Source organism: Rhodococcus phenolicus, from assembly GCF_001646785.1.
Taxonomy (GTDB): domain Bacteria; phylum Actinomycetota; class Actinomycetes; order Mycobacteriales; family Mycobacteriaceae; genus Rhodococcus; species Rhodococcus phenolicus.
Genome location: NZ_LRRH01000031.1, coordinates 26,204 through 52,041, shown reverse-complemented (window position 1 = coordinate 52,041; position 25,838 = coordinate 26,204). Strand labels below are relative to the sequence as shown.

Genomic DNA, 25,838 nt, shown 5'->3' with positions numbered 1-25,838 from the left:
GAATACATGAAACACTTCCGACTGGTCGACGGGCACGGCGGCGTCATCGACGCCCAGTCGTTCCGCACCACCGACGAAGCCCACGCGTGGGCCACCACTCATCCCCGCGCGGAGCTGGGGACGTGGATTCTCGAGGAACAGGTGGACGGCGACTGGCAGGAACTGCCCGGACCCGACGACGAGTGACCGGCGTGCTCCGGCTCTCGGTGTAGTACTCGTGCGACGGGCGGAAAATCCCGCACGGATCCAGGTACTCGCGTACTCGTGTTCATCGGCCGCTGCGTTGCAAGACTTTCGTCATGGACACCGAAACCTTGTCGATGACGATCGTCGGACCGCCGACACTCTCCGGAACCGTCCTGCGTGTCGGACCGGGACGGCAGGTCCTCGGGTGTGACGCCTGCGCCGATCTGCAGATCGACGATCATCGGCTCGATGGACGTCACGCGACGATCGACCGCTTCGGCGACCGGGTCGTCGTCGAGGATCTCGGGTCGTCCCACGGGACCTGGGTGCGCGGCGAGCGCCTGCGCGGTGCCCGTGAGGTGCACGACGGTGACATCGTCACGTTCGGCCGGGTCAAGGTCCTGCTCGAGCAGATCGGCGAACCGCTCCCCCGGATCCACGAGAACCCGCGACCGCCCCCGGCCGGATACGACGCCGGTCGCAACCGGTACGACAGCTACGTCCAGCAGCGTCGACGTTTCCTGCGCGAGGTCACCGCGGCACGGTCGTGGGCCCGGTTCGTGTTCTGGGTCGGGTTCACGATGGTGTCCGTCGGAGCGTTCGGGTGCAGCTGGTTCCTCGCGGGAGGAACGGACGAGCAGAACATCTCGTTGCAGTCGGCCACGGTGGAGGACGAGTTCCCGGCATTCGCGCCGGACACCGTTCTGGGTCCGGTCGGCCCCATCTTCGTCATGGTCGGATTCGTCGGTCAGTTCGTGCTGATCCTCGGGTCGATCCTGTGGGTCATCGCCGCCGCCCACGTTCGGCGGGTGGACACCGACCCGCGCTACCCATGGAATGCACACGCCCCGGAGTGAGATCTACCGCGTACTCCTTGGTGGACACGTCATTTCGGCGGCGTCACATCCGCGCCGGCCGTCGCGTCGCGGCTGATGTCGAGCACGTTCGCCCGCATTCGATGACGCTGCGGCGACTGCGACACGGATGTATCACGATGGAGACCGGACTTTCTGTGACCTGTCCCGAACGGACATTGACCGCGTATCGATTTCCGCACTTCGGGTTGTTCGGGGGACCGCCCCCGACGGGAGCACGTAGGTTCCTGGCCGGAAGAGGAAACACCCTCTGCACCGGCGATCCTGGTGCACACCCGGATTCCGCCGGCATCGCAGCACCCGGACGGAAGTGGGGTATCGAGGCATGCAGCACTATCCGATCATCTACATCCGCGGTTACGCCGGTGCCACGGCCGGCGTCGACGCCCAGGTCGACGATCCGTTCTACGGGTTCAACGAAGGAGCCACCCACATCCGTGTGAACGGCGACGGCGACCCGCGCTTCTACCAGTTCGAGGGGCCGATGCTGCGTCTGCTCATCGACGAGGACTATCAACTGCTGGTGCGCGGCGACCAGAGCGCCTACCTGCAGCGCGCACAGGACGGCACGGTCGCGTCGAACTCGATCTGGGTGTACCGGTTCTACGATCGGGCGGCGACGACGTTCGCGACCCTACCCCGGCAGAACATTCTCCGGAAGATCCTGTCCACGATTCGCCGGCAGGTCACGGTGGACGGCTTCGACATCGAGGACGCTGCACTCGGCCTGTACGACCTGATCGCCCTCGTCCGGCTCAAGACGAATGCGGAAAAGGTGATCCTCGTTGCGCATTCGATGGGAGGTCTGGTGGCACGCTGCATGATGCAGAAGATCTGCCGAGAGCGCGAGACCAGGAAGCACACCGGTCGCACCGGCCCTCGGATCGAGGCGCGGAACCTCGTCGACAAGTTCTTCACGTACGGAACGCCTCACGGCGGCATCGTCTTCGACGCAGGCCCGATCAACTGGTTCGAGGAGGCCGTCGGCCCGGCCGGTTCGGACGTCTTCGCCCCGGCGAAGATGTACGGCTACCTCACACCGGGCGTGAAGTTCGGCGCCAAACCCAAGAAGTCGTTCGATCCGAAGGATCTCGCCGATTCGCTGGACACCGACAATGTGTTCTGCCTGATCGGCACGAACGCCAAGGATTACGGTATCGCCCGGTCGATCGTCGGACCCAGGAGCGACGGTCTGGTCCGGATCGACAATGCCTACATCAGGAAGGCCCACCGGGCCTTCGTGTACCGCTCGCACTCGGGCCGGTACGGAGAGGTCAATTCCGAGGAGGGATATCAGAGTCTGCGCCGGTTCCTGTTCGGCCGCTGGGGCATCAGGATCGGACTCGAGGGATTGCCCCGCGTACCGGTCGACAACGGGACAGGCGACCGGGTGGCGTGGCAGGCCGATATGCGACTCACCATCCGGGGACTGCCCGTGATGCTGACCGAACAACGCGCCGACCACTACTGCCCCATCCAGCTCGACCAGGAAATGACCAAGCTGCAGGACAGCCCCGACCATCCGGTGCCGTTGGTGGGCACTTTCCTGATGGACCCCGTCGCCCTGGCCCGCGAGAACGACACCCAGGTCGCGCACGGAGGACTCGCGCGATACAGCTTGACCCTGCGGGTGGCCAAACTCGTCGAGAAGGATCACCTCTTCGATTTCCGGAATCATCTCGAGCAGGTCTTCGACTGGGCGGACACGCTGATCGTCGACGTGAAGTCCGATGCGACGGGAAACGGCCTCGCTGCCTACGCGGCGTGGAGCTCCGAGGTGGGCGGGGAGCTCGATCGATTCGACCCTATCGCCCGGGGACTGGACAACGCGGCACGACGCGACCGACAGGCCTCCACGCTCCTGGACGGCGCGGGAACCTGGAAGTTCACGATCCCCCTACCCGACAAGGGGCGGCAGCTTCCCATCTTCGGGGAGACAGCGCATCTGGTCGTCGACGTGACCGACCGGGAGTTCGGACCGATTCCCGTGTGAGTCCTCGCCCCGGCCCGTCCCGAGACCACCCGACGAACCGTCGCCGGCCCCGCACGCGTGGGCGCACAGGCGGTCACCCCGAATCCAGGTACCCGTGTACTCGTGCGCTCCAGGCGCTGCGTTGCCAGGCTCGTGTCATGGAAACCTCCACACTGTCCATGACGATCGTCGGGCCTCCCGCCCTGGCCGGAACCGTCCTGCAACTCGGACCGGGACGGCACCTCCTCGGAAGAGGCACCTCCGCCGACCTGCGGATCGACGACCGATACATCAGCGGGCATCACGCCGCGATCGACTGCCGGGACGGCCGCGTCATCGTCGAGGACCTCGGATCGGCGAACGGCACCTGGATCGGCGGCGAGCGACTGCACGGTCCCCGCGAGCTGCACGGCGGAGAGCTCGTCACGTTCGGCTGCGTCGACGCGCGGCTCGTGTCGGCGGACGCGACGGCACTGCTCCCGCGGGTCGACACACCACGCCCGCCACCGGCCCGATTCGAGGTGGGACAGCAGCACGCCGGGCACGTGAACAACGTCGGCCACAATCAGTACAACAGCATCGTCCAGCAACGCGAGAGTTTCCTGCGGAAGATCGCGGCGTCGAGAACCCGGGCGCGGTTCGTGTTCTGGACCGGGCTCGCGATGGTGTTCATCGGGGCGCTGGGCTACGCATGGTTCGTCGTCGACGCCATGGGAAGCCTGAGCACCGGCTTCGAGACGGGCATCGAACCCGACAGTTTCGCGCTGTTCGGACCGGACGCCGGGTTCGGCCCGGTCGGGCCGATCTTCTTCATGATCGCGTTCGTCGGGCAGTTCGTACTGGTCGTCGGGCTGATCCTGTGGATCGTCGCGGCCGCCCGGGTACGGCGTGTCGACACCGACCCGCGCTATCCGTGGAACGCGAACGCGGCGAGATGAAAGGACACGCCATGGTTTTCAACATCGGCTCACAACACGGAGCGATCAACAACGTCGCGGGCGACCAGACGATCCATGGCGGCCAACATGTTTCGTTCACCCACCCCGAGGCGACCGCGTCCGCCGGCGAGCTCGCGCGGGCACTGCGCACGCTCGGTCTCGGCGAGAGCGCGCGCGACGCCGACGACATCGGACGGGAACTGAGGCAACGCGATCCCGACCGCGGACACATCGCGACCCGGCTGATGCAGATCGCGCGAACGGTCACCGCGGTGGCTGCGGCGGAATCGGCCGTCCATCGCCCGCTGGTCGCTCTCGCCGGATGGTTGGGCGCACTCGGCTCCCCCGTCCTGCGCGTCCTCGGACTCTGAGCACGTGCCGAACTCGTGAATCTCGTCGCGGCGAACGGCGTCGCGCCGATCGACCCGGCTGTGCCCCCAGTCGGACTCGAACCGACACTCGGCGGATTTTAAGTCCGCTGCCTCTGCCAATTGGGCTATGGGGGCGCCGCCGCGACCGAGCAGGCTCGGCCACGGCACCGTCTCACACCCTAACCGGCGCACCCGGCGACCTCGAGCGCGCGTACCGCCTCGGCGACGATGCTCCTTCGTTACCGCACCACCGACATCGCGATCCCGTCGAGGATGTCGTGCTCGCTCACGATCAGCTCCGTGATCCCGGCACGGGAGCCGAACTCGTCGGCGAGGACCGTCGTGACGATGGCACCTCCACCGATCACGTCGACCCGTCCCGGATGCATCGGACCGTGGGCGGCGCGCTCGTCGTGCGTCTGCCCGAGCAGCGTGTCGCACACCTGCCGGAGCCGGTCGAACCCGACGGTCGACAGGTGCACCCGCTCGGGGTCGTACTCGTCGAGGTCCTGCGCGATCGCCGACAGCGTGGTCATCGTGCCCGCGACGCCGACCCAGGTGCGGGCCTGCTCGACGGGCACGTGAGCGAGCGCCTCCACGATCTTCTCCCGCGCGACCGAGCGTGCCTCGGCGATCTGCTCCGCGGTGGGCGGGTCGTCGTGCAGGCACCGTTCGGTGAGCCGCACGCACCCGATGTCGGTGGAATACGCGGCGTGCACACCAGAGGCGTCTCCGAGCACGATCTCGGTGGATCCGCCGCCGAGGTCGACGACGACGAAAGGTCCACGCGCCGAGTCGAGTTCGCCGACGGCACCGGTGAACGACAGGCGGGCTTCCTCGTCACCGGTGATCACCTCGGCCTCCGCACCCGGAATCACGGCGCCGAGCACCTCGCGGGTCATCGAGAAGAAGTCCTCGCGGTTGCCGGCGTCGCGGGTCGCGGAGGTGGCGACCATGCGTACGGCGCTCGCCCCGGTCTCACGGATGAGATCCGCGTATTCGGTGAGCGCCACGCGGGTGCGTTCGATCGCTTCGGGGGCGAGCAGGCCGGTGGCGTCCACGCCCTGTCCGAGCCGCACGACCCGCATCAGCCGCGTCACGTCGGTGAGGTGGCCGTCGGCGCCGATGTCGGCGATCAGCAGGCGGATCGAATTGGTCCCGCAGTCGATCGCGGCGACACGGTTCACTCGGACACTCCCCGCAACTCGGCGTAGGTGGGCCAGTCCGCGGGGATTGCGGTGCCGCGCAGCCCGGCGTCGGCGGCCAGGGCGACCGATTCGTCACCGAACGGGTTGACGCCCGGCCCCTTCGCGAGCGAGTGCGCGATGAGCACGTGCAGGCACTTGACCCGGTCCGGCATGCCGCCGCCGGTGAAATCGGTGCCGAGCGATTCGATCGCGTCCCGCTCGGCGAGATACGCCTCGTGGGCGCGGCGGTAGGCCGCGGCGAGTTCGGGGTCGGTGCCGAGACGCTCGGTCATCTCCCGCATCACCCCCGCGGATTCCTGACGGCTCGCCTCCGCGGTCAGCCGCGGATCGGTCAGGTAGTACAGGGTGGGAAACGGCGTGCCGTCCGGCAGCTTCGGTGCGGTCTTGACCACACCGGGCGCGCCGTCGGGACTGCGGTAGGCGATGGCGAGGACACCGCGCGGGGTGCGCCCGAGCTGGGCGGCGACGGCGTCGAGGTCGGACTGTGCGACGGGATCGGTCACCCGGTCGGTTCTCCTGCTTCTGGGGGTGCCACGGGCATCTGCCGCGGCACCGGGTCGGGCTCGGGTTCGGGCGGCGGTTCGGACACCGACCGCCACAGGTCGCTGTACCACGCGCCGGTGGAGGGACGTTCCTCGATCTTCTCGTCGTCGACACGCTGACCGTCGCCGGGCAGCTGCACCTGGTACGGGGTGTCGCCGGGCATCACGAACCGGAGGCGTTCACGGGCCTGCGCGCGGATCCACGCCGGGTCCTCGATGTGCGCCTTCTCCTCACGCAACGCAGCGATCTCCTGCTCGAGCTCGATGCGCTGGGCCTCGACGCGGTCCGCTTCGGCTCGCTGACCGACATACGTGCGCAAGGGCATCGCGAGGGTCAGCGCCAGGCCGCACACGACGAGAGCGAGCACGACGGCACGCCCGGTGGACAATCCCAGGAACGTGCGTTCGGTGCGGGGTTTCCGGGACTCGCGGGGGACCCCGACACGGGTGGGCCGGGCCCGGTTGGCGGAACCCCGGCCGCGGCCCGGCGCCGAGGTGACGGGGTCTTCGCGCCCTGCCGGGCGCGCACCCGCCGACTCGGCTGCCGGATCGGACGATGCGGTAGACCCCGCCTGACGGGACCGGCTGGGCCGCCGCGAACCCACCGCACCCTCGGAACGTGTGCGCCGGGCGCCGGGCCGGGATCTACCGCGCTGACTCATACCGCTCCGGTCAGGCCTCGGGGTTGAAACGCGGGAAGGCCAGCTCACCGGCGTACCGGGCGGCGTCGCCGAGCGACTCCTCGATGCGCAGCAGCTGGTTGTACTTCGCGACGCGCTCCGAGCGGGCCGGGGCGCCGGTCTTGATCTGGCCGCTGCCGACAGCGACCGCGAGGTCGGCGATGGTGGTGTCCTCGGTCTCGCCGGACCGGTGGCTCATCATCGTCTTGTAGCCGTTGCGGTGCGCGAGATCGACGGCGTCGAGGGTCTCGGTGAGCGTGCCGATCTGGTTCACCTTCACCAGCAGCGCGTTGGCGGCACCCTTGACGATGCCCTCCTCGAGACGCTCCGGGTTGGTGACGAACAGATCGTCACCGACGAGCTGCAGCTTGTTGCCGAGCTTCTCGGTCAGCGCGACCCAGCCCTCCCAGTCGTCCTCGCTGAGCGGGTCCTCGATGGAGACCAGCGGGTAGGCGGCGAGCAGCTCGTTGTAGAAATCGGCGAGCTCGTCGGCGGTGCGAATCTTGCCCTCGAACTTGTAACCGGTGCCGTCGGTGTAGAACTCGGTGGCGGCGACGTCGAGCGCCAGCGCGACATCCGAGCCGAGTGCCAGGCCGGTCTTGGCGATGGCCTCGCTGATGAGGTCGAGCGCTTCCTTGGTGCCGGCGACGTCGGGCGCGAAGCCACCCTCGTCACCGAGACCGGTGGCCAGACCCTTGCTCTTGAGGACCGACTTGAGCGAGTGGTACACCTCGGTGCCCCAGCGCAGGGACTCCTTGAAGGTGGGGGCGCCGATCGGCGCGACCATGAACTCCTGCACGTCGACACCGGTGTCGGCGTGGGCGCCGCCGTTGAGGATGTTCATCATCGGCACCGGCAGGATGTGGGCGTTCGGGCCGCCGACGTAGCGGAACAGCTCCAGACCGGACGACTCGGCGCCGGCCTTGGCCACCGCGAGGGACGCGCCCAGCAGGGCGTTCGCGCCGAGACGGCCCTTGTCGGGGGTGCCGTCGGTGTCGAGCAGCGCCTGGTCGACGGTGCGCTGTTCGGTGGCGTCGAGGCCGATGATGGCCGGCGCGATCTCGCCGAGGACCGCCTCGACGGCCTGCTCGACACCCTTGCCCAGGTAGCGGTCGCCACCGTCGCGCAGCTCGACCGCCTCGTGCTCACCGGTGGACGCACCGGACGGCACCGCAGCGCGAGCGAAACTTCCGTCGTCGAGCAGCACCTCGACCTCGACCGTGGGGTTGCCCCGGGAGTCGAGGATTTCGCGGGCTCCTACCTGCTCAATGATGGCCACTGGCTGATTCTCCTTCGATGGACTTCACGCTGCGGGGTCTGCACGCTGGGAACAGCCTAACGGTCCCCACCTGGGCACGAGGCACCACTCGCCCGGGAGCCGGGATCAGGGCCGTACACCGACGCCGTAGGCGGCGGCACGGTCGCGGACCAGCGCCATGTAGTCGGCCGAATGGTTGTAGGCGATCAGCGCCGCCGTCCAGCCCTCCGCGGTGGTGAGGTCACCGCCGCGCTCGCACAGGTACAGCCCCGCGGTGAGCGCGGCGTCGTCGATGTTGTCGGGGTCGGCGACACCGTCACCGTTCGCGTCGGTGGCCCACCGCGTCCACGTCTCGGGGATGAACTGCAGCGGGCCCATCGCCCGGTCGAGGACCGGGTCGCCGTCGAGCCGGCCGCCGTCGGTGTCGCGGATCTCGGCGAGGCCCGGACCACCGTCGAGCGGGACCCCGCGGATGGGCGGCGCGACGGTGCCGTTCTCGTCGGCGGAGGCGCCGCCGTGCCGGCCGTGTCCGCTCTCGACGCTGCCGATCCCGGCGAGTGTGGTCCACGCGAGTCCGCAGTCCGGGCGGCTGCGCGCCAGCACGGCGGCGGCATGCCCGTACGCCTCGAGTGCGACGACGGGGATCCCCAGCGTCTCGGCCTGCGGCTGCGCCCAGTCCCGCAGCTGCGCTGCGCTGCGGCCGGGCGCGTCCACGTCGATCTCCGGCACGGGAGTCCCCGGGACCGGCGGGACACCGTCCGGAATCGGGATCGGCGGCTCGTCCGGCGTCAGGATCGAGACGGCGCCGGCGACGAGCACCACTGCCGCGAGCATCCCGAAGAGGAACCGCGGCCACAGCGAGCGGCGGCGCACGGGCCGCGGCGGGGGCGGGTACCTCACGGTCGGGTGCACACGTCCATCTTGCACAACATTCCTAAAGCCCAGGTAAAAGTGCGAAAGGCCCTCCCGCTCACGGCAACGCCGGGTGTATGTTTCGGACCGCATCAACGAAAGAGGTTCGCCTCACCTAACCGTCCTGGAGTTCCACCCATGCCCGTGCTCGCCGCCGCGTCCGGCGCCCCGTCGATCGCCACACAACTGGTGGGCTCCGGCCTCATCGGACTCCGGGAAGGCCTCGAAGCGGGCATCGTCGTGATGATTCTCGTCGCCTTCCTCGTCAAGGCCGAGCGGCGTGACGCGTTGAAATGGGTGTGGCTCGGTGTGGGCATCGCCGTCGCGATGGTCGCCGCGACGTTCCTCGTCATCCATTTCGGCACGTCCACGCTCGACGGCCTGGCCGCGGAGATCGCCGCGGGGATCGCGTCCCTGGTGGCCGTCGTCATCGTCACCGCCATGGTGCTGTGGATGCGCAAGGCGGCCCGTTCGATCTCGGGTGATCTCCGATCGGGGATGGAGAAGGCCCTGATCGTCGGCCCGACCGCGGTCCTGTCCCTGGCGTTCTTCGCGGTGGGCCGCGAAGGCCTCGAAACGGCGCTGCTGATGGTCGGATACGCCGAGAACGCCGCCGGCAGTGCGTGGCCGCTGATCGGCCTGCTCCTCGGCATCGTCACGGCCGCGGTCCTCACCGTGCTGATGTATCTCGGTGCCGTGCGGATCGACATGGCCAAGTTCTTCAAGTTCACCGGGGTGTTCCTCGTGGTCGTGGCCGCCGGCATCCTCGCCTACGGAGTCCGCGCCCTGCAGATCGGCGGCCTCCTGCCGGGCGCCGGCAACCTGGCCTTCGACGCAACCGCCCACTACGACGCCGGCAGCTGGTACGGCACGATCCTCGGCGGCATCCTCAACGTCCGCCCCGACCCGACGGTGCTCCAGTTCGTCGCATGGCTGGCGTACCTGGTGATCGTCCTGTTCCTGTTCCTTCGCCCCGCCGCAGCCACGAGCAGGGCCCCGGAGGCCGACGAGCACGCCACCGTCTGAGCTCGCGCTCGGCGCACACCTTTTCTGCTCCATCTCTCTTTTCCGAAAGGCACCGACCCGATGCGTCGCACCACCTATGCCCTGGCGGCAGCCGCCGTCCTGCCCCTCGCACTCGCGGGCTGCACCGAGAAGTCGACGTCCGACGCCGACGCCGTCGCGGTCACCGCCACCGACTCGGCGTGTGACGTCACCGTCACCGAGGGCACCACCGGGCACAACACCTTCGCGGTGACCAACAACGGAACCAAGGTCACCGAGTTCTACGTGTTCGACGCCGGCGACCGTGCCCTCGGCGAGGTCGAGAACATCGGACCCGGGCTGACCCGCCAGCTCATCGTCAACATTCCCGAGCCCGGCGACTACGAACTGTCGTGCCGTCCCGGCATGGTCGGCGAGGGCATCCGCACGGCGTTCGCCGTCACCGGCGACTCGAAAGCCGCCACCGACGCCGACGGCAAGCTCGCCGAGGCCGCCGACGGCTACCGCCGCTACATCCGCAGCCAGACCGAGGCGCTGGTCACGACGGTCGGCGAGTTCGTCGCCGCCGTCAAGGCCGGCAACATCGACGAGGCCAAGCGGCTCTTCCCGCTCTCGCGCACCTACTACGAGCGGATCGAGCCGGAGGCCGAGAGCTTCGGCGACCTCGACCCGCGCCTCGACCTGCGTGAGGCGGACCTCGAACCGGGCCAGGAATGGACCGGCTTCCACCGGCTCGAGAAGGACCTGTGGGTCGACGGCCCCAAGCCCGACACCAACGCGATCGCCGACCAGCTCACCGTGGACATCCAGGAACTCGCGGACCTGGTGAACGCCGACGACTACACCATCGACCCGACGCGCATCGCCGGCGACGCGCAGGGCCTGCTCGACGAGATCGCCACGTCGAAGATCACCGGCGAGGAGGACATCTTCTCCCACACCGATCTCTACGACTTCCAGGCCAACGTCGACGGTTCGCAGGCCGCGGTCGCCGCGCTGCGCCCGATTCTCGACGAGCAGGACCCCACTCTCGGTCAGGCCATCGACGCTCGCTTCGCGGATCTCGACGCGGCGCTCGCGCAGTACCGCCAGGGCGACGTGTTCGTTTCCTACGACACGGTCACCGAACCGCAGCGTCAGGACCTGTCCCGCCTGATCGACGCGCTGTCCGCCGAGGTCAGCAAGGTGCAGGGCGTCATCGCGGAGGCCTCGGGCGCATGACCGACCGGCCGACCACCGAACCACCCGAACCGCACGGCACGTCCGGGATCTCCCGGCGACGCCTGTTCGGCGCCGTCGGCGCCGGAGCGGTACTCGCCGGCGCAGGTGCGGTGGTCGGCCGGGTCACCGCCCCGGACGACGGCAACGGCACCGACGGTGTCGTGGCGTTCCACGGCGAGCACCAGGCGGGCATCGTCACCCCAGCCCAGGACCGCATGCACTTCGTGACCTTCGACGTCACCACCCGCGACCGCGACGAGCTGATCGAACTGCTGAAGACGTGGACCGCCATGGCCGAACGGATGACCGCCGGGCTCGAGGCCACCGAGGACGGCGCGACCGGGGACGGTGCGTACCACCCGCCGAGCGACACCGGCGAAGCGCTGGACCTCGACGCGTCGCAACTGACACTCACCATCGGGTTCGGCCCGTCGCTGTTCGACGACCGATTCGGGCTTACGGGTCTCAAACCCGCCGCATTGCAGGACCTTCCGCACTTTCCGGCCGACAACCTCGATCCGTCCCGCTGCGGCGGCGACATCGCCGTCCAGGCCTGCGCGAACGATCCGCAGGTCGCGGTCCACGCGATCCGCAACCTGGCACGTGTCGCGTTCGGCACGGCGTCGGTGCGATGGTCACAACTCGGGTTCGGCCGCACGTCGTCGACGTCGACCTCGCAGGTGACGCCGCGGAACCTGTTCGGATTCAAGGACGGAACCAACAACCTCAAGGCCGAGGACCCGGCGGCGCTGGCGGAGTCGGTGTGGGTCGACGGCGCCGACGACCAGGCCTGGCTCGCGGGCGGCAGCTACCTGGTGGCCCGCCGCATCCGCATGCTCATCGAGCAGTGGGACCGCGCGATCCTCAAGGAACAGGAAGCGGTGATCGGACGCGACAAACGCGAAGGCGCCCCCCTCGGTCTCGACAACGAGTTCGACGAGCTGGACCTCGAGTCCAAGGGACCCGACGGCCTTCTCGTCCCCGAGACCTCGCACGTTCGCCTGGCGTCGGCGCAGAACCTCGACGGCATCCGGATCCTGCGGCGCGGCTACAACTTCACCGACGGCTCCGACGGCTTCGGCCACCTCGACGCCGGACTGTTCTTCATCGCATTCTGCCGGGATCCACAGACGCAGTTCGTGCCGATGCAGCTCGCCCTCGCCCGCGCCGACGCACTCAACGAGTACATCCAGCACGTCGGGTCGGCGGTGTTCGCGTGCCCGCCCGGCCCCACCCCGGGTGGCTACTGGGGACAGCAGCTCTTCGAGGCGTGAGATACACCTGCGTCGGTGATTCCGCCCTGAATCACCGACGCAGGCAGGGAAGGTGGGCCGCGAGGGGTGGACGGCCCACCGAAGGTCAATAGGCGCCGTTGCCGCGCAGCACCGCGCCGACCGTGCGGCACAGGATCGACAGGTCCATGGCGAACGTCCAGTTCTCCACGTACCGCAGGTCCGCGCGCACCGATTCCTCCCACGACAGGTTGCTGCGTCCGCTGACCTGCCACAGTCCCGTGAGCCCCGGCTTGACGAACAACCGCCTCCGCATCCCGTCCTTGCCGTAGCGGGCGACCTCGGACTCGAGCGGTGGGCGCGGCCCCACCAGCGACATGTCGCCGGACACGACGTTGAAGAGCTGGGGAAGCTCGTCCAGCGAGTATCTCCGGATGAACTTGCCCACGCGGGTGACCCGCGGATCGTCGTACATCTTGAACAGGACGCCGGCACCGACGTCGCGGTCGGCGAGTTCGTCCAGCCGGGTCTCGGCGTCGGCGACCATGCTGCGGAACTTGTACATCGTGAACGTGTGTCCGTCTCGTCCCACCCGTGTCTGCTTGAACAGCACCGGGCCCGGGCTCGTGACGCGGATCGCGAGCGTGATGGCGAGCAGCACCGGCGCGAGAAACGCGACGATCAGCAGCGCGAACATCCGGTCGAAGATGTTCTTGACCAGCCACGAGGGGCCCGAGTAGCGCGGCGCGGAGAATTTGAGCAGCGGCAGACCGCCGAGTGGAGCCATGTGCAGGCGCGGGCCGGTCAGATCCATGAGAACAGGGGCCATGAGGAGGTCCGTGCCGGTCCGCTCGAGATCCCAGCTCAACGACCGGGTCTTCGAATGCGTCCATCCGCTGGACGGCAACAGCGCGACCGCCTGGAACCCGTGCAGGGCGACGATCTCGACGATGTCGTCCTCGGTGCCCAGAACGGGCACGTCGTCGATTGCGAGCGGGCCCCTCCCCCGGAAGGAATCGGCGGGCAGGCAGATACCGTCGATCTCCCATCCCGATTCGAGGAACTCCGACGATCGTGCCAGCAGCTCGTGCACCTCGACCGACTCCCCGGCGACCAGGACCGACCAGACGAACGCGCCCTTACGGCGCCGATGCCGGATGTAGCGGCGAAGCCCGAGGCGGGCGCACACGGTCGCGACCGCGGCCAGAGGCAGGGCGCCGAAGATCCACGATTGACCGGAGGCTGTCCCCCACGCGTAGCCGGCCACGGCGAGCACCGCGATCGCGAGCGTGTAGGCGCGTCCGATCCTCCGGAACTCTTCGACACCGGAGCCGATAATTCTTGCATCCCAGGATCGTTGAGATGCAAGCGCGATCATGGCCGCGAGCGGCAGTATGACGACGAGAGCCAGCGATCGTCCGGCCGGGAAGGTGACCCGGTGATAGCCGAACGTGACCACCGCGTCGGCCGCGAGAACACACAGGAAATCGAGCCAGAACGCGAGCGCCGTATATCGTCGTTCCCATCGTGGCCGCGAAACAGGTTCCGGTGCAGCGCATCCCGGAAGCACACCGCAGACTGCCGGCTCTTCCAGGTCGGACGGGTAGGCACCCCCGGGAGGAAATTCCCCCACGCCGGTAGCTGCACCGCGGTCATTCTTGTACATGGAAATTGACCCCCATTTCGGGGAATGGATTACTCCAATAGCATCAAAACATACTCGCGGATTGTTTTGGGCGCAATAACGAACTGCTGGTACTCCACCTATGCCACTCCGGACCGCTCGAACCGGCCCCCGTACCACCGGTGGTACGCCTTCACTCCAGCACGAACAGAACGTCCGCTCCTCGGCAGTCCCGCCGAGTCAATTCCGGCTCCGCGCACCGTCCGCCCGGACGGGCTCGCGGTTCCCATCGCGTTGCCATGGCAGGACAATCCGACCGCGCCGGAGCAACTCACCGATCTCGTCCGGAGGCCGCGGCCGGCTCAGTAGGAAGCCCTGCGCCCGGGTGCATCCGAGTGCGAGCAGTTCTGCAGCGGCCACCTCGGATTCGAGCCCCTCCGCGACCACGTCGAGACCGAACGCCGATGCCAGCCCCATGATCGACTCGACGATGACGCGATCGCTCTTGCTGCGCTGGAGGTTCAGCACGAACACCTTGTCGATCTTGAGTGTCTGCACCGGAAGCGATTTCAGATGCGCCAGCGAGCTGTACCCGGTCCCGAAGTCGTCGATCGCGCAGCGGACACCGAGCCGATCGAGCCGGTGCAGCGTCATACGCGACCGTTCCAGGTCGCTGACGACCACGTACTCGGTGATCTCGAGTCCCAGCGACGAGCTGTCCAACCCGAACTCCTCGAGGGTGCTCTCCACCGTCTCGACGAAGTCGAGGCTCACCAGCTGCACCGGCGAGACGTTCACGTTCATCCGGAGTTTCAGACCGGGGATCTCCTTCTTCCACGCGGCCAGCTGCGAGCACGCAGCGCGCAGTACCCAGACACCGAGTTCGCCGGCGAGGTTGGTCGACTCCGCCACCTCGATGAACTCCGTCGGCTGCAGTCTCCCGAGCACCGGATGGTTCCAGCGAACCAGCGCCTCCACACCGACGATCGTGCCGTCGACCAGATCCACCTCCGGCTGGTACTCCAGGGCGAGGTGTTCACTGTCGATGGACGTCCGCAGACTGAGTTCGATCAGGTTGCGGCGTTCACTCGCCCCGCGCATGTCCTCGGTGTACGCGACCACGCTGTTGCCGCCCTTGCTCTTGGCCATCAGCATCGCCTCGTCGACGCGTCCCAGCAACGCCACCGGCGTGATGCGGCCCGGTTCCCCGAGCGCCACTCCGACGCTGCCCCCACGTCCGACGACCTGACTGCCGAGTTGCACCGACATCCCGACCGCCCAGCGCAGCGCGTCGGCACGCTGGCGGGCGGCCTCGAGGGAAGTCGGACCGTCGAGGACGACGACGAACTCGTCCCCGCCCAGGCGGGCCACCATGTCCGCCGGGTCGCACACGCGGGTCAGCCGCTGTGCGGTGCGATAGAGGAACACGTCGACGGCCGCGTGTCCCAGGAAATCGTTGAGCGGCTTGAGCCTGTCCAGATCCAGGAACAACACCGCGACCGGTCCGGTTTGCCCCGGCCGCAGCCGCTCCTCGAGGTGTTCGAGCAGCGCCCGGCGACTGGCCAGTCCGGTGAGTTCGTCGTGATACGCCGCGTCCCGCAGTTCCTGTTCGGCCCGCACCCGCGCCTGAACCTGAGCGAGCAGGGCCGCGATCATGGTGAGCGAGTTGATCTCCTCCTCGGTCCAATCCCGTTCACCGACCTTGATGAACCCGAGTGTGCCGGTCGTGACCGTGCCGGAGATCAACGGGACCGCGGCCACCGAGACCGCGGGCACCCCCGAACCGGCGAAGACCCGATCGGCGTATTCCGTACCGGATTCCGACGGACGGCTGACCGCGGGTTCCTTCATGTCCTCGGTCATCGCGAAGATCGAGTCCGCGTCACGGAAATACACGACACCCAATGGATCCGGATCCGGGACGAACGGCCGCGGGGGCCACTCCGCGAACAGGACTGTCGCGTGGATGTCGTGGTCGTTGAACCTGAGGAACGAGGTGTCCACACCGAAATGCTCGACGAGTGTGCGCAGAACCTGCTCGATCACCGACTTGTGCGTGACCGCGTCCACCGGCATCAGACGCGAGGCCACCCGCGTGACAATGTTCTCGACACTTCCGACAGCCATCTGGCACCACCGACGTTCCGCGTCACCGAAATTCTGTGCCCGACCACGTACGACGACGAATTCAGGATGATCTCCGTACCCTATCCGAGCGTCGGGCGCTACGGATAGGTTCCGGCGTTCCGTGACCGACTCGGAGCAGGATCGCGTGCCGCTCTCCCGGTTTCGAACCGAGCACGCGCTCGAGCTCGGAACGCAGCCGGCGGATCGCCTGCAACCGTGGCGCGCAGAGGCGGACGAGATCGCCGTCGTCTTCCGCGTACAGGAACACCGGTGAGGTCGGTTGCACCGCCAGCCCGAGCCCGTGCGCGCAGATCCACACGCTTTCGGTGACCATCCCGGCACGCAGGTAGTCGGCGGGATCGGGTCCGGGGGCCGTCACGGCGATCACCGCGGCACTGCGGAGTATCCGCTCACCGGTGATGCGCCCGAGACCCTGACCCAGATCCCATTCCTCGAGCTGATCGAGCACGTCGTTGCGCAGAGCCACGTCGAGCAACGTCCGCTCGACGTCGTCCAGTCCCAGTGCATCGACGTCGATCCCGCTCTCGAGCCCGCCGGAGGCGGACCACCGCAACTCGGCCACCATCTCGCGGCGCAATTCTCCGGTCAGATAGCGGATCCGGTCCGATTCGGCGAGGATCCCGGCAATCGCGGCCAGATTCTCGGTACCCGCCACGACGCGTATCTCGCCTCCTTCCTGCCCGGCCGACACCTGCAGCGCCTCGAGTTCGCGCTCCGAGAGCGGCGACCCGTCGCACGGACGCCGATTGGTGCCACGGGTGAGCATCCGGTCGTACTGGGCCGCCAGCACCGGATCGGCACCATCGTCGAACTCCATCGTCGCGAAGGGTTTCCCGGTCCGGCCGGGGTCCCCCTCCGCGAGTGTCACCGGCCCGAGAATTCCGTGCGCGGCCGCGGCGATACGAGCGTTCTGCAGTGCGGCGCCGAGAGCCACGTACGTGCCTCGGGAGCGGATGTCGATGGCGGTCGGAACGAAATCGGCCGCGAACGCGATCGTGAGGCCGTCACTGCCGGCGGTGATCGACCACGGCTGGCTGTTCCCTCCGGACGGGGCTCTGCCTGCGGCGTGCAGTACCCGGTCCACGGGGTCCTCGGGAGGGCTGTCGGCGGCGGCACGATCGGGCTGTGTCGCCGGGCCGGGCGGGCGGACGAGCCCGTCGAGAAGATCGTCGATGTCCATGCCCGCGCGCCCCGCGCGCAGGGGCATGTCCAGGCCGATCCGCCGCACCGCGGCGGCAACCGCAGCTCCCCCGAGCATCACCTCGCTACCTAGCTGCGGCCACGTCGTCAGCGACCGATCCACTTCGAGAAGCGAGGCGCCCATCCGTGGGGACAGCCGATCGGCACCGAGCAGGCGGAGGGCGTACGGGATCTTCTCGCGGGAGGTCAACGTGGCCAGGTGCTCGGGTCGCAATTCCTCGAACAGCCCGTGGAACGGCGCCGCGGGGTTCCGATCGAAGCGCTCGACGTCGATCAACCCCCGGTCGCTCGTCGCCATGACGACGGGCACTCCGCGTTTCGCGGCTTCGATTCGCAATCCGATCTTGGTATCGAAGGAATCGCACTCGTCGACGAGTACGTCGAGTCCGTCGACGAACGCGGCCGCCGTGTCCACCTGGACCCCGTCGGGCCACACGCAGAGCTCGAGATAGGGATCGAGTTCGGCGAGGCGACGGGCCGCGGTGACGGCTTTGTTGACGCCGATGTCCACCACCGAGCCGGGGACCCGGTTGAGGTTCGACACTTCGATCACATCGAAATCGGCGAGGCGCAGCGTCCCGCACAGGCCGTCGAGCGCCAGGGCCTGCGCCACCGCCGACCCGACGCTGAGCCCGACCACCCCGACCGTCTGCTCGCGCAGCCTGTCCTGCTCCTGCACCGTGAGCTTGTTCCGGTTCCGATCGAATCGGAGCCGACGGAACGAGCGGGGACCGAGCACCCGCACGACGGTCCGCCGCCACGGATAGTGCACCCAGTTCGGCGCCTCCTCGAGCAGGTCGCGGCTCGGGGACGGCAGTACCGTCCGAAGTTCCTTCACCTGATCGTCCAGACGATCGACGACCTCGATGCCGGGATCCGCGCGCAGGTCGCGCAACGTCTCCATGTCTGCCGCTCGGTCCTCCGCGAGCACGGGCGCTTCCCAGGCCGAACCGTCGGGCGGGTTCACCCCGAGTCCTCGCCCCGCGGCGGCACCGGCACCCCACCGGTGAACACGAAGTCCTGAACGTGGCTGTGCTGCCGGTCCCACCACATCAGGCGCGTCCGGTACCGCGCGTCGGGATAGGGGGTGGCCGGCACACGGTTGTCCACCACCCCACCGCAGGTCTTCCACAGTTCGAGCACATTGTCCGCCGCGGTGGCCATCATGAACCGGACGTCGAGCAGGTCCATGAACATGGCACCCATCTGCGCCAGCGCGAGGGTCAGTTCACGTCGATGCGGTAGTTCCTCCGAGACCCAGGCTGCCTTCGCCTCGACCACACCCGCCGGGATCCGGGCCTCGATCATCCTCCGGATCCGGTCGGTGTCCTCGGGTGTCTTCCATTCCCGGAGAGCATGGGACTCGTCCGCCCGGCGGTACGGCCCCTGCGCACGCAACCCACCCACCACGACGCCACTCGCGTCGAGTGCCGCGTGGAACAGCGCGGTCGTCTCGCCGCTGCACACCCGTTCGTACTCCAGCGCCGACTCCACGCCGAACCGCTGGTAGGCGCGCAACGCACCCGAAATGTACTCGTGCCACAGGTCGGGAACCGCGTGCGGTGCGGCCGCGACGAAGTGGTATCCGGATGCGTGGTCCCGATGGACCGAAACCTGCGACTGCGCCGATTCCGGTACCGGTTCCGACGCAAGCCGCACGGCTCGATTCATTGTCGGCCTCCGAACGCCCGTCACTCCCCCGGCCGGTGCCCACACACATCCGCGGCGACGACCGCATTCACCAATCATCGCGTACGGATTGCCGGGATGAGGCGTTTACGGCTCATTCCCTCGGTGTAATCAGACCAATCGGATGAACAAGTCCGTTTCGCCCGTCGATCGGATGGTCGCCACTTCGCTACCGTAGGCGCGTTCGATCCGCCCCTCCTTCTCCGCGATCTCGACCTGGTTCCAGACGTCCTCGGCCGCGTCGCCCTCGTCGCCGTCGTTGGTGAAATGAGCGAAGTACGCGGTGGGGACCGTCACCATCGAGTCGCCCACCGGCAGGTCCTCGACCCCACCGCATCGATACCCCACCACCGCGGACCAGCCGACCTCGGGATTGCACACGTACGCCACGACGACCTCGTCGATGCCACGGGCACGGATCCGATCCTCGGTGAAGACCATCAGGTCCGAGCGCTGGGCCGCCGCGCCGGGTGTCAATCCCGGGAGGACCAACCCTCCCACGCCGAACGAGTGAACTTTCACTACCTCGAAACTCACTACACACCAATATCTTCGGGAAGACGGATTGCCACGTACAACTCGATTCCGTACGCGTGCGGATAGAATTCGAAATCGCCGGTGAAGGCACGGACGATCTCACCCGAATTCTCCGCGGCGTGGAGACGGTCCCACAGATCGATGAGGATCTGGGGGAACGTGCCGGTCGACGAGAACTTCGCGTATTTTCCCGCCGGCAGCCAGGACACGATGTGCCCCGGAGTCACCTGATCGAGCGAATCACATTGGTATCCCACGATTTGCGTGTAATAGGACCCGACTTCCACGGCGTGGTCGGTGTAGGCCGACGCCAGCGGGCCGCCGAGTTCCTGCTTGAGGACGGCGGACCAGGCTCGCTCGAGTTCACGATCGCGTACCTTCCCCAGCGGCCGCCGGGGGCTGCGCACCGGCAGCCCTGCGACCAGGGTGCGTTTTCGCTGGACGATCTGGAACGACATCGGGCAACCTCCCAACCCTCAGGTTCCGGACGCCTCGCCATCCCGCACGGTCCCCCGACGAATGCGAACGATGTGAGTTGATTCGAGTCTAGGACCCCCCAGGGGCCGTTTTCTCACATCTCTCCCAAAACAATCTCGAAGTCTCTTTCCGTCTTTTCTACCGGCTCCAAGTATGATTAGCTGGGCTTGTCGGACTCTGCGTCGCCATTTTCTGTCGGTGCGGATCCTCAGCGCCCGAGGGGTGAAGCGATGAGATGCCGTCTCTGCGATTCCGAACAACTGTTGAGCGTCCTGGACCTCGGCGCCACCCCGCCGTGCGAACGGTTCCTGCTCGAGGAACAACTCGACCTTCCCGAAACCACCTACCCGCTCCACCTTCGCCTGTGCGAGGAATGCCTCCTGCTCCAGATCCCGGCACTGATCACCCCGGAGGACACCTTCACGGACTACGCCTACTTCGCGTCGTACTCCGATTCCTGGGTCGAGCACGCGCGCAATTTCGTCGAGAAGGCCGTCCACGACCTCGGTTTGGGCCCGCACTCCTCGATAGTCGAAGTCGCCAGCAACGACGGTTACCTGCTCCGCCACGCGATTTCGGCCGGGATCCCCTGCCTGGGCATCGAACCCTCCGTCAACGTCGGGGCCGCCGCCCGCGGGATCGGGGTGCCCACGCTCACCGCGTTCCTCGACGAAGGTACCGCCGAGGACATCCGGCGTGAGTACGGCCCGGCCGATCTGGTCGTCGCCAACAACGTGTACGCCCACATCCCCGATCTGCTGGGGTTCACGCGCGCACTGCGCATCCTCGTCGCCGACGACGGGTGGCTCAGCATCGAGGTCCACCACGCGCTGAACCTGGTCCGCTCGGCCCAGTTCGACACCATCTACCACGAGCACTTCCAGTACTACACCGTCCTGTCCGCGATGCGTGCTCTGGCGACCGCGAACCTGTGCATCGTCGATGTCGAGCTGCTCGAAACCCACGGAGGATCCATTCGGCTGTGGGCGCGGCCCGAAGAGTCCGCCGGCCCCGCCGGACCACGGCTCGAAGCCGTTCTCGAAGAGGAACGACAAGCCGGGCTGCACACGACGGGCGGCTACACGGATCTCGAGGCCCGCGCCCAGGCCGTCCGCAGGGACCTCCTGCGGTTCCTGCTGGACTGCCGCGACCGCGATCTCCTGGTCGTGGGCTACGGCGCACCGGGAAAAGGCAACACCCTGCTCAACTACTGCGGCATCCGCCCCGACCTCATGCGCTACACCGTCGACCGGAACCCGTACAAACACGGCCGGTACACGCCCGGCGTCCGGCTACCCATCCGCCCGCCGGAGGACCTCGACAAGGACCGGCCAGACGTCGTCGTCGCGCTGCCCTGGAACCTCGAGCCGGAACTGACGGACCAACTCGGGTCCATCGGCGAATGGGGCGGCCGTCTCGTCTTCCCGCTGCCCACGCTGCACACCGCTATCGGTCCCAGCGACTTCGTAAGGAGCGTCAGATCATGAAGGTCGTACTCTTCTGCGGCGGATACGGCATGCGCATGCGCAACGATCGCCACGACGAGATTCCCAAACCCATGCAGATGGTGGGACCCAGACCCCTGCTGTGGCACATCATGAAGTACTACGCGCACTACGGCCATTCGGAGTTCATTCTCTGTCTCGGCTACGGCGCCACCAAGATCAAGGAGTTCTTCCTCGACTACCACGAGGAACAATCCAACGATTTCGTCATGCACGACAACCGGATCGAGATGTTGCACACCGACATCAGCGACTGGTCGATCACCTTCGTCGACACCGGACTCGAATCCGCGATCGGCGAGAGGCTGCGCCGGGTCCGCGGTCACCTCGGCGACGACCGCTACTTCCTCGCCAACTACGCCGACGTGCTGACCGATGCGCCCCTCGACCGCATGATCGAGCGTTATCACGAATCGGGCGCCGCAGCCTCGATGCTCGTCGTACCACCGCAATCGTCGTTCCACTGCGTCAACGTGGCCGACAACGGAGAGATCAAGGAGATCATTCCCGTCGGAAACCTGCCGATCTTCGAGAACGGCGGGTACTTCGTGCTGAGCCAGGAGATCTTCGATCTCCTTCCGCCCGGCGGCGACCTGGTGGCCGACGTCTGCGGGACCCTCGCGGGCCAGGGACGGCTCTTCGGCTACCGCCACGACGGATTCTGGAAGCCGGCGGACACGTTCAAGGAACGTGCCGAACTGGACGACAACTACGCGCACGGCATCCACCCGTGGACGGTGTGGGAATCCGAACCCGCGGTGGTGCAGTCGTGATCGAGTTCCGGGCCGCAGGCGTGCGCGAGATCGCCGCGATCGGCGCGCACTGCGACGACATCGCCATCGGGATCGGCGGCACACTGCTGACACTGACGGCACGCGCGACCGCGCCCACGCGCGTCCAGATCTTCGTCATCGCCGGCGAGGATTCGCGACGTGAGATCGAGGAACGGCACGCACTCGCCGCGTTGTGTCCCGGCGCCGAGATCGAGTTCACCATCCTCGACGTGCCGGACGGTCGCGCCCCCGGGTACTGGGAGGCCATCAAGACCGCCCTCGAGGCGTTCCGCCGCACGTGCGAGCCGGACGTGGTTTTCGCGCCGCAACGCGAGGACGCGCATCAGGACCACCGCCTGCTCGCGGAACTGGTGCCGACGGTGTTCCGCGATCATCTGATCCTCGGCTACGAAATTCTCAAATGGGAATCGGACACTCCCCGGACGACGATCTATCACCCGCTGACTCGCAAGATCGCCGAGGAGAAGGCACGGATCCTGCTCAAGCACTACCCGTCCCAGACCGACCACGACTGGTTCGACGAGGACGCGTTCCTCGGGCTGTCCAGGCTCCGCGGCGTGCAGTGCCGACGCCCGCATGCCGAGGCGTTCGTCCTGGAGAAGGCCACCGTCGACTTCGGAAAGGCATGAACGATGCGAGTTCTCGTCACCGGACATCAAGGCTATCTGGGGTCGGTCATGGTGCCGGTACTCCTGGCACACGGCCACTCCGTGACCGGACTGGACTCCGGACTCTTCGCCGATTGCGTCCTCGGTGCCCCGCCTGACGACCCTCCGACCCTGTGTCTCGACGTCCGCGAGGTCACGGCCGCCCATCTGACGGGCTTCGACGCCGTGGTCCACCTTGCGGCGCTGTCGAACGACCCGCTCGGCTACCTCGAGCCGCAGATCACCTACGAGATCAATCACGCGGCCTCCGTCCGGCTCGCACGGTGCGCCAAAGCCGCAGGTGTACGCCGGTTCCTCTACGCCTCGACATGTTCGGTGTACGGCGCCGCCGGATCGGAACCGGTCGACGAGAACGCGCCGCTGCGCCCCCTCACGCCCTATGCCGAGAGCAAGGTCCGGGTCGAGGACGACGTCGCGGCGATGGCAGACTCGGGGTTCTCCCCCGTGTTCCTCCGCAATGCGACGGCATTCGGGTTCTCTCCGCGACTGCGGGCGGACATCGTGCTCAACAACCTGGTGGGGCACGCGGTGCTCACCGGAAAGGTCAAGGTCCTCTCCGACGGCACGCCCTGGCGACCGCTCGTCCACGCCCGGGACATTGCGCGGGCCTTCGCACGGTGCCTGGAGGCACCCGCCGACACGATCCATTGCCACGCGTTCAACGTCGGCTCCGAGATGAACAACCGGACCGTCGCGGACATTGCCCGGGCCGTGGTCGACACCGTTCCCGATTCGACACTGATGATCACCGGCGAGTACGGAGCCGACCCGCGCTCCTACCGCGTGGACTTCGGTGCCGCCCGCACCGAGCTGGACTTCGAGGCGGAATGGAGTATCGCCGACGGTGCGGCGGAGTTGTACGAGCACTACACGCTCGCCGGACTCACCGCGGAGGACTTCGACGAACGCTTCACCCGGCTCGCCCGGCTCGAAACTCTCAGGAGGACAGGAGCTCTCGATGACTCGATGCGCCGTGTCACCTCAGCAGCGTGAGCAACTCCCGCCAGCTCCCGGCGTTCGCATCGCGCTCGGACACGAGCGTCACCGGCAACGGCCATTCGATCGCCAGATCGGCATCGTCGTAGGCGACAGCAAGGTCTTCCCTGGGATCGTGCGGCCGGTCGATCCGGTAGCAGACGTCCGCGGTCGGCGTCAGAGCCTGGAAGCCGTGGAGGAATCCCGGAGGAACGTAGAGGTGCCGGAACTCCTCGTCGTCGAGCCGGAACGCCTGCTTGGCCCCGAACGTCGGGGAATCGGGCCGCACATCGACCAGCACATCGTGGACCGCGCCGTGGGCACATCGCACGAGCTTCGCCTCCCCGAATCCGGAACGTCCGTGCATCCCCCGGACAACACCACGGGCAGAACGCGATTGGGAATCCTGAACGAACGCTGCGGCCGCTCCCGGCCTGCCGAGGTACTCGTCGAAGATCGAGGCGTCGAACGTCCGGGTGAACAATCCGCGGTCGTCGCGGGCCGGTTGCGGTACAAGAACCAGGACATCGGACAGGTCCGTCTCCTCGATGCGCATGGGGAGATCGTCCCATGAACCCGTGCCGCGGATGCGGGATGTCGAATCTGCAGCGCGTACTGGATCTCGGCCGGGTCCCTGCCGCAGACCACTTCCCCCGCAGCGGTGCCACCGTCCGCGACGACGAGGCGTCCCATTTCCTCGCCATGGATCTGTGCTCGGCGTGCGGGCTGGCACAACTGGCCGACGACGACACCATCGCCGCCGAACCGCGGGGAATCGAACCCCGGGCACTGGCGGACCAGGCAGCGGACGCGGTACGGCGGGTCGGCGAGTCCGGCCGGCTCCGGGGCACGTCGGTCCGTGAGTACGGGAGCCCCCACGGCGGCACCTGGTTGCCGCGGCTCGCCGAATGGGGCTTCACACCGTGCGACGGACCCGCGGACGTCGTGATCGACAGCTTCGGCATCATGCACGCTCCGGATCAGCGAGCGGCCTTCTCCGAACGAGCCGCAGCCACCGCACCGGACGGACTGTTGCTGCTGCAATTCCACTCACTGGCCACGATTGTGCGGCTCGGTCAATGGAACGCACTGCGCCACGGTCACTTCGCGTACTACTCTGCAGCAGCGCTGATCCGGTTGCTCGACGATGTCGGGATGCATGCCGCAGACGCGTGGACCTTCGACCTCTACGGCGGAACGGTTCTGCTGGCAGCCGTGCACGGACGCGGAACACCCGGCGAGTCCGTGCGGCGAGTCGTCGTGGACGAAGCCGGGACGACCGATGCGAGTGTCGTCGGCGGCCTGCAGCGCGCGGCCGACGACCACGTTCGTTCCCTACGTACGTGGCTCGAGAACGAGTTCCTTTCCGGCAATCGCGTCTACGCATACGGCGCGGCGTCCCGCGCGGTGGCGCTGTTCCATCTCGCCGGAATCGACCGCAGGCTCGTGACTGCGGTCGCAGATGCCGCACCGGCCAAGCAGGGTCGCCGGATGCCGGGCACCGACGTTCCGATCATCTCACCGGAGGAACTCGTCGCTGCCGAACCGGATCGGGTCCTGCTCACTCTGCCCGACCTCTTGCCCGAAGTGGGGCGGCAATACCCATCGCTGGAGAGGTGTTGGGTGATCGACGGCCGATCCGCCCGTTGCTCCGCTACGACCGAGGCACCGGTCTCCGGTCCGGCGTCGGGCTTGCAGTCACAGTGCTCCGAGAAACGTGATGCACGGTAGGCGGGCAGTGCTTCTGGAGTGTGCGCGGGTCTGGGTGTATCCGTTGTGGTGGACCGTCAGCCGTTCGACCTCGGCCGATGCCGTCGCCGA

25 protein-coding genes and 1 tRNA gene are annotated in these 25,838 nt (G+C 67.6%); 13 read left to right on the top strand and 13 right to left on the bottom strand.

Going from position 1 to position 25,838, the window contains the following annotated elements:
* Positions 1-6: 6 nt before the first annotated feature.
* The 5 genes from A8G15_RS09725 (at position 7) to A8G15_RS09705 (ending at position 4,342) form a co-directional block, all read left to right on the top strand.
* Positions 7-186 carry a hypothetical protein gene (locus A8G15_RS09725; RefSeq protein ID WP_068158511.1) on the top strand — a complete coding sequence of 60 codons (180 nt, stop codon included), beginning with the start codon at positions 7-9 and terminating at the stop codon, positions 184-186.
* A gap of 113 nt (positions 187-299) precedes the next feature.
* Positions 300-1,043 (top strand): FHA domain-containing protein, encoded by a 744-nt coding sequence (locus A8G15_RS09720; RefSeq protein ID WP_068158510.1) that lies wholly within the window; start codon positions 300-302, stop codon positions 1,041-1,043.
* Between the two features lie 343 nt (positions 1,044-1,386).
* On the top strand, positions 1,387-3,054 hold the full coding sequence (locus tag A8G15_RS09715; protein WP_068158509.1) for an esterase/lipase family protein: 1,668 nt from the start codon (positions 1,387-1,389) through the stop codon (positions 3,052-3,054).
* 137 nt (positions 3,055-3,191) lie between these two features.
* A complete protein-coding gene (locus tag A8G15_RS09710) occupies positions 3,192-3,971 on the top strand; it encodes an FHA domain-containing protein (RefSeq protein WP_068158508.1) in 780 nt (259 codons plus the stop codon).
* Between the two features lie 11 nt (positions 3,972-3,982).
* Positions 3,983-4,342 carry a hypothetical protein gene (locus tag A8G15_RS09705; RefSeq protein ID WP_068158640.1) on the top strand — a complete coding sequence of 120 codons (360 nt, stop codon included), beginning with the start codon at positions 3,983-3,985 and terminating at the stop codon, positions 4,340-4,342.
* Between the two features lie 61 nt (positions 4,343-4,403).
* Here the strand turns inward: A8G15_RS09705 and A8G15_RS09700 are convergent.
* The 6 genes from A8G15_RS09700 to A8G15_RS09675 all read right to left on the bottom strand — a co-directional run bounded on the left by A8G15_RS09700 (position 4,404) and on the right by A8G15_RS09675 (position 8,864).
* Positions 4,404-4,477: transfer RNA gene (locus tag A8G15_RS09700), tRNA-Leu, on the bottom strand.
* Between the two features lie 104 nt (positions 4,478-4,581).
* Positions 4,582-5,529: a Ppx/GppA phosphatase family protein gene (locus A8G15_RS09695; RefSeq protein ID WP_068158507.1), complete on the bottom strand. Its 948-nt coding sequence runs from the start codon at positions 5,527-5,529 to the stop codon at positions 4,582-4,584.
* Entirely contained in the window at positions 5,526-6,053 is a 528-nt protein-coding gene (locus A8G15_RS09690) for a DUF501 domain-containing protein (RefSeq protein WP_068158506.1), read from the bottom strand. Before A8G15_RS09690 ends, A8G15_RS09695 begins: the two co-directional genes overlap by 4 nt.
* Positions 6,050-6,754 carry an FtsB family cell division protein gene (locus A8G15_RS32490; RefSeq protein ID WP_068158505.1) on the bottom strand — a complete coding sequence of 235 codons (705 nt, stop codon included), beginning with the start codon at positions 6,752-6,754 and terminating at the stop codon, positions 6,050-6,052. The genes A8G15_RS09690 and A8G15_RS32490 overlap by 4 nt, the downstream gene beginning before the upstream one ends.
* A gap of 10 nt (positions 6,755-6,764) precedes the next feature.
* Positions 6,765-8,051: a phosphopyruvate hydratase gene (eno, locus tag A8G15_RS09680; protein WP_068158504.1), complete on the bottom strand. Its 1,287-nt coding sequence runs from the start codon at positions 8,049-8,051 to the stop codon at positions 6,765-6,767.
* 105 nt (positions 8,052-8,156) lie between these two features.
* Positions 8,157-8,864: a lytic transglycosylase domain-containing protein gene (locus tag A8G15_RS09675; protein WP_068158638.1), complete on the bottom strand. Its 708-nt coding sequence runs from the start codon at positions 8,862-8,864 to the stop codon at positions 8,157-8,159.
* Positions 8,865-9,080: 216 nt separating this feature from the next.
* Between A8G15_RS09675 and efeU the strand changes: the two genes are divergently transcribed.
* Genes efeU through efeB form a run of 3 tightly spaced genes read left to right on the top strand, consistent with a single transcriptional unit; the run spans position 9,081 to position 12,442 of the window.
* Positions 9,081-9,968 carry an iron uptake transporter permease EfeU gene (gene efeU, locus A8G15_RS09670; RefSeq protein WP_068158503.1) on the top strand — a complete coding sequence of 296 codons (888 nt, stop codon included), beginning with the start codon at positions 9,081-9,083 and terminating at the stop codon, positions 9,966-9,968.
* A 60-nt stretch (positions 9,969-10,028) separates the two neighbouring features.
* A complete protein-coding gene (gene efeO, locus A8G15_RS09665) occupies positions 10,029-11,168 on the top strand; it encodes an iron uptake system protein EfeO (protein WP_068158502.1) in 1,140 nt (379 codons plus the stop codon).
* Positions 11,165-12,442 (top strand): iron uptake transporter deferrochelatase/peroxidase subunit, encoded by a 1,278-nt coding sequence (efeB, locus tag A8G15_RS09660; protein ID WP_068158501.1) that lies wholly within the window; start codon positions 11,165-11,167, stop codon positions 12,440-12,442. Before efeO ends, efeB begins: the two co-directional genes overlap by 4 nt.
* An 85-nt stretch (positions 12,443-12,527) precedes the next feature.
* Here the strand turns inward: efeB and A8G15_RS09655 are convergent, their stop codons facing one another.
* The 6 genes from A8G15_RS09655 to A8G15_RS09630 all read right to left on the bottom strand — a co-directional run bounded on the left by A8G15_RS09655 (position 12,528) and on the right by A8G15_RS09630 (position 20,056).
* Positions 12,528-14,066: a sugar transferase gene (locus tag A8G15_RS09655; RefSeq protein ID WP_082899789.1), complete on the bottom strand. Its 1,539-nt coding sequence runs from the start codon at positions 14,064-14,066 to the stop codon at positions 12,528-12,530.
* Between the two features lie 198 nt (positions 14,067-14,264).
* Entirely contained in the window at positions 14,265-16,151 is a 1,887-nt protein-coding gene (locus A8G15_RS09650) for a putative bifunctional diguanylate cyclase/phosphodiesterase (RefSeq protein WP_068158500.1), read from the bottom strand.
* Positions 16,152-16,212: 61 nt separating this feature from the next.
* On the bottom strand, positions 16,213-18,339 hold the full coding sequence (locus A8G15_RS09645) for an Rv1355c family protein (RefSeq protein ID WP_082899788.1): 2,127 nt from the start codon (positions 18,337-18,339) through the stop codon (positions 16,213-16,215).
* On the bottom strand, positions 18,336-19,043 hold the full coding sequence (locus A8G15_RS09640) for a hypothetical protein (protein WP_245687779.1): 708 nt from the start codon (positions 19,041-19,043) through the stop codon (positions 18,336-18,338). Before A8G15_RS09640 ends, A8G15_RS09645 begins: the two co-directional genes overlap by 4 nt.
* A gap of 129 nt (positions 19,044-19,172) precedes the next feature.
* Positions 19,173-19,562: a hypothetical protein gene (locus tag A8G15_RS09635; protein WP_245687778.1), complete on the bottom strand. Its 390-nt coding sequence runs from the start codon at positions 19,560-19,562 to the stop codon at positions 19,173-19,175.
* A gap of 35 nt (positions 19,563-19,597) precedes the next feature.
* Positions 19,598-20,056: a GyrI-like domain-containing protein gene (locus tag A8G15_RS09630; RefSeq protein ID WP_068158497.1), complete on the bottom strand. Its 459-nt coding sequence runs from the start codon at positions 20,054-20,056 to the stop codon at positions 19,598-19,600.
* A gap of 249 nt (positions 20,057-20,305) precedes the next feature.
* On the opposite strand from A8G15_RS09630, the gene A8G15_RS09625 reads away from it, so the two are divergent.
* From A8G15_RS09625 to A8G15_RS09610, 4 genes are read left to right on the top strand one after another with little or no spacing between them, the layout of a single operon-like run.
* On the top strand, positions 20,306-21,562 hold the full coding sequence (locus A8G15_RS09625; protein ID WP_068158496.1) for a class I SAM-dependent methyltransferase: 1,257 nt from the start codon (positions 20,306-20,308) through the stop codon (positions 21,560-21,562).
* Positions 21,559-22,353: a glycosyltransferase family protein gene (locus A8G15_RS09620; RefSeq protein ID WP_068158495.1), complete on the top strand. Its 795-nt coding sequence runs from the start codon at positions 21,559-21,561 to the stop codon at positions 22,351-22,353. The genes A8G15_RS09625 and A8G15_RS09620 overlap by 4 nt, the downstream gene beginning before the upstream one ends.
* Positions 22,350-23,003, top strand: coding sequence for a PIG-L deacetylase family protein (locus tag A8G15_RS09615; RefSeq protein WP_156665322.1), 654 nt, complete (start codon positions 22,350-22,352; stop codon positions 23,001-23,003). Before A8G15_RS09620 ends, A8G15_RS09615 begins: the two co-directional genes overlap by 4 nt.
* A gap of 3 nt (positions 23,004-23,006) precedes the next feature.
* Positions 23,007-24,035, top strand: coding sequence for an NAD-dependent epimerase/dehydratase family protein (locus tag A8G15_RS09610; RefSeq protein WP_068158494.1), 1,029 nt, complete (start codon positions 23,007-23,009; stop codon positions 24,033-24,035).
* Here A8G15_RS09610 and A8G15_RS09605 read toward each other — a convergent pair.
* Entirely contained in the window at positions 24,019-24,573 is a 555-nt protein-coding gene (locus A8G15_RS09605) for a dTDP-4-dehydrorhamnose 3,5-epimerase family protein (protein WP_068158493.1), read from the bottom strand. The genes A8G15_RS09610 and A8G15_RS09605 overlap by 17 nt on opposite strands.
* Positions 24,574-24,587: 14 nt before the next feature.
* On the opposite strand from A8G15_RS09605, the gene A8G15_RS09600 reads away from it, so the two are divergent.
* A complete protein-coding gene (locus A8G15_RS09600; protein WP_082899787.1) occupies positions 24,588-25,748 on the top strand; it encodes a methyltransferase domain-containing protein in 1,161 nt (386 codons plus the stop codon).
* The last annotated feature ends 90 nt before the right edge of the window (positions 25,749-25,838 follow it).

Excerpts from the sequence above, each read along its gene's own strand:
- A8G15_RS09725 (WP_068158511.1), top strand. The coding sequence starts at position 7 with ATGAAACACTTCCGACTGGTCGACGGGCACGGCGGCGTCATCGACGCC.
- A8G15_RS09720 (WP_068158510.1), top strand. The coding sequence starts at position 300 with ATGGACACCGAAACCTTGTCGATGACGATCGTCGGACCGCCGACACTC.
- A8G15_RS09715 (WP_068158509.1), top strand. The coding sequence starts at position 1,387 with ATGCAGCACTATCCGATCATCTACATCCGCGGTTACGCCGGTGCCACG.
- A8G15_RS09710 (WP_068158508.1), top strand. The coding sequence starts at position 3,192 with ATGGAAACCTCCACACTGTCCATGACGATCGTCGGGCCTCCCGCCCTG.
- A8G15_RS09705 (WP_068158640.1), top strand. The coding sequence starts at position 3,983 with ATGGTTTTCAACATCGGCTCACAACACGGAGCGATCAACAACGTCGCG.
- A8G15_RS32490 (WP_068158505.1), bottom strand. The coding sequence starts at position 6,754 with ATGAGTCAGCGCGGTAGATCCCGGCCCGGCGCCCGGCGCACACGTTCC.
- A8G15_RS09675 (WP_068158638.1), bottom strand. The coding sequence starts at position 8,864 with ATGCTCGCGGCAGTGGTGCTCGTCGCCGGCGCCGTCTCGATCCTGACG.
- efeU (WP_068158503.1), top strand. The coding sequence starts at position 9,081 with ATGCCCGTGCTCGCCGCCGCGTCCGGCGCCCCGTCGATCGCCACACAA.
- efeO (WP_068158502.1), top strand. The coding sequence starts at position 10,029 with ATGCGTCGCACCACCTATGCCCTGGCGGCAGCCGCCGTCCTGCCCCTC.
- efeB (WP_068158501.1), top strand. The coding sequence starts at position 11,165 with ATGACCGACCGGCCGACCACCGAACCACCCGAACCGCACGGCACGTCC.
- A8G15_RS09655 (WP_082899789.1), bottom strand. The coding sequence starts at position 14,066 with ATGTACAAGAATGACCGCGGTGCAGCTACCGGCGTGGGGGAATTTCCT.
- A8G15_RS09650 (WP_068158500.1), bottom strand. The coding sequence starts at position 16,151 with ATGGCTGTCGGAAGTGTCGAGAACATTGTCACGCGGGTGGCCTCGCGT.
- A8G15_RS09640 (WP_245687779.1), bottom strand. The coding sequence starts at position 19,043 with ATGAATCGAGCCGTGCGGCTTGCGTCGGAACCGGTACCGGAATCGGCG.
- A8G15_RS09630 (WP_068158497.1), bottom strand. The coding sequence starts at position 20,056 with ATGTCGTTCCAGATCGTCCAGCGAAAACGCACCCTGGTCGCAGGGCTG.
- A8G15_RS09625 (WP_068158496.1), top strand. The coding sequence starts at position 20,306 with ATGAGATGCCGTCTCTGCGATTCCGAACAACTGTTGAGCGTCCTGGAC.
- A8G15_RS09620 (WP_068158495.1), top strand. The coding sequence starts at position 21,559 with ATGAAGGTCGTACTCTTCTGCGGCGGATACGGCATGCGCATGCGCAAC.
- A8G15_RS09610 (WP_068158494.1), top strand. The coding sequence starts at position 23,007 with ATGCGAGTTCTCGTCACCGGACATCAAGGCTATCTGGGGTCGGTCATG.
- A8G15_RS09605 (WP_068158493.1), bottom strand. The coding sequence starts at position 24,573 with ATGCGCATCGAGGAGACGGACCTGTCCGATGTCCTGGTTCTTGTACCG.
- A8G15_RS09600 (WP_082899787.1), top strand. The coding sequence starts at position 24,588 with ATGAACCCGTGCCGCGGATGCGGGATGTCGAATCTGCAGCGCGTACTG.